The organism is Methylobacterium trifolii, from assembly GCF_022179685.1.
GTDB classification, from domain to species: Bacteria; Pseudomonadota; Alphaproteobacteria; order Rhizobiales; family Beijerinckiaceae; genus Methylobacterium; species Methylobacterium trifolii.
On sequence record NZ_BPRB01000303.1, the window covers coordinates 1 to 2481 of the forward strand.

The window sequence follows — 2481 nt, forward strand, 5'->3', positions numbered from 1 at the left end:
CCGCAGAGGGGGGAGGGGAGGGCGCGGGCCAGATCAGTGCCGTGGTCTCGGCCAGGTCGCCGACGTAATTGTGCGAGAGCCGGAACAGCACCGGGTCGATGCGCGCCTCCACCAGCCCGCGGATCAGGGCGGGCTTGGCCTCGCGAAAGCTCAGGCTGCCGGTCATGGCGCCGAGCGCGTAGCCCCGCTCCGGGTCGGGCGTGCGGGCGAAGAAATCCTGGAGCAGGCGCAGCTTGGCGTTGCGGCGGGGCTCGTAGGCGAGGCGGTCGAGGAGGTGGGCGAAGTCGTTCACGCGGCCGCCTCCGCGGGGTCGGCCGCGGGGTCGGCAACGGGCTCGGCCTCGCCGTCGTCGCCGTAGCCCAGCAGGTGCAGGGGCTTGGCCGCGATGCCTTGCGTCCCGCACCAGTGCACCAGGGCGTCCTCCTGCCCGTGCGTGACCCAGACCTCCCCGGCGCCGATGTCGCGGATGGTGCGGCAGAGGTCGGGCCAATCGGAATGGTCGGAGATCACCAGGGGCAGCTCGACGCCCTTCTGGCGGGCCCGGGCCCGCACCCGCATCCAGCCCGAGGCGAAGCAGGTCACCGGGTCGGGGAACTTGCGCGACCACAGGTCCTGCATCGCCGAGGGCGGGCAGAGCACGATGGCCCCGTGCAGGTCCTTGCGCTCGGCGGCCGCGACCTTCGGCGTGTCGCCCAGGGGGATGCCCTCCTGCTTGTAGAGCTCCGTCAGCTTCTCCATCGCCCCGTGCAGGTGGATCGGCCGGTCCCAGCCCTCCTCGCGCAGCAGCGCCATCACCCGCTGCGCCTTGCCGAGCGCGTAGGCGCCGACGATGTGGGCGCGCTCGGGGAACAGCCGGACCGAGTCGAGGAGCTTGCGCACCTCCCCCCGCGTGTCCGGGTGGGTGAAGACCGGCAGGCCGAAGGTCGCCTCGGTGATGAACACGTCGCAGGGGACGACCTCGAAGGGCAGGCAGGTCGGGTCCGGGGCGCGCTTGTAGTCGCCGGAGACGACGATGCGGGCGCCCTCCCGCTCGATGGCGACCTGCGCCGAGCCCAGCACGTGGCCCGCGGGTGCGAAGCGCACGCCGACGCCGCCGATTCGCATGCTCTGGCCGAGGACCGCCTCCTGCCGGGTGTCGCAGAAATCCGCCCCGTAGCGCACGGCCATGATGCGCAGGGTCTCGGGCGTGGCGAGCACGCTGCCGTGCCCGGCCCGCGCATGGTCGGCATGGCCGTGGGTGATCACGGCGCGGGGCACCGGCCAGGTCGGGTCGACGTGGAAGTCGCCGAGGGGGCAGTACAGCCCCTCGCGGGTCAGGGTGAGGAGATCGCTGGCGCGGGAGGACATCGGCCCGGCTATATAGGCGCCGCTCCCCTTTCGGTCAGCGGCATGTCTTCGCAGAACGATAGGCCCTCGCAGAACGATAGGCCCTCGCAGCACGATATGTCCTCGCAGCACGATACGCCCTCGCAGAACGGTTCCGGCGACCTCCTGGCCGACCGCCGCTACCGCTACGCCGAGGCGTGCCTGACCGAGGGCGACGCGCAGGCCGCCGTGGAGATGGCCGAGCAGGCGCTGGAGCGGTCGCCGCGCTACGCCGCCGCCTGGATCCTCCTCGGCCGGGCGCGGGAATACCTGCACGTGCAGAGCGGGGACCGGGGGCAGTTCCACGGGGCGCTACGGGCCTATGCCGCCGCCCGCGACCTCGACCCCGGCGACGCCCTGGGCACGCAGGTCCACCTCGCCCGCCTCGGCGCGGGCGCGGGGCTGCCGGCCCTCTCGCCGGCCTATGTCCGGGCGCTGTTCGACGCCTATGCCGCCCGCTTCGAGCGCCATCTCGTCGACGGGCTGGGCTATCGCGGCCCTGCGATCCTGCGCGCGGCCCTCGACGCCCTGCCGGAGGCGCCGGCCCGCTACGGGGCGGCCCTCGACCTCGGCTGCGGCACGGGGCTGATGGGCGAGGCCCTGAAAGGCCGCATCGACCGGCTCACCGGGATCGACCTGTCGCCCGCCATGCTGGCGCTGGCCCACCGCAAGGGCTGCTACGACCGGCTGGTGGAGGGCGACGTCGCCGGGTTCCTCGGGCAGGAGCCGGCGGGCTCGGCCGACCTGTGCCTGGCGGCCGACGTATTCATCTACGTGGCGGACCTGCCCGCGATGCTGGCCGCCATCGCCCGCGTCCTGCGCCCCGGGGCTCTGGCCGCCTTCACGGTTCAGTCGCACGACGGCGAAGGCGCCGTCCTGGGGGTGGACGGCCGCTACGCCCAGGCGGACGGGCATCTGGAGGGGGCCGCAGCCGAGGCCGGCCTCGACCGCCTCGTGCTCGCGCCCGCGATCATCCGGCGCGAGCAGGGCCGTGCGGTGGAGGGCCGGGTCGCCGTCCTGCGCCGGCGCAATCACGCGTGCGCGCCATGAAACTTCCCGGCCGTTCGCCGATTATCAGCCCGCCGCACATTGCGGCCGGCTGATAATCGGCGAACG

2 protein-coding genes and 1 pseudogene are annotated in these 2481 nt (G+C 73.6%); 1 reads left to right on the forward strand and 2 read right to left on the reverse strand.

Annotated elements, in window-relative coordinates; translation table 11 throughout:
• Together COGEMETH_RS22610 and COGEMETH_RS22615 are read right to left on the reverse strand one after the other, a co-directional pair.
• Window positions 1–292, reverse strand: a pseudogene (locus COGEMETH_RS22610) (ATP-dependent DNA ligase); the annotation flags it as partial.
• Window positions 289–1347: a ligase-associated DNA damage response exonuclease gene (locus COGEMETH_RS22615; RefSeq protein WP_238184946.1), complete on the reverse strand. Its 1059-nt coding sequence runs from the start codon at window positions 1345–1347 to the stop codon at window positions 289–291. The gene COGEMETH_RS22615 and the pseudogene COGEMETH_RS22610, both read right to left, overlap by 4 nt.
• Before the next feature lie 96 nt (window positions 1348–1443).
• Between COGEMETH_RS22615 and COGEMETH_RS22620 the strand changes: the two genes are divergently transcribed.
• Entirely contained in the window at window positions 1444–2415 is a 972-nt protein-coding gene (locus COGEMETH_RS22620; protein WP_238184947.1) for a class I SAM-dependent DNA methyltransferase, read from the forward strand.
• The last annotated feature ends 66 nt before the right edge of the window (window positions 2416–2481 follow it).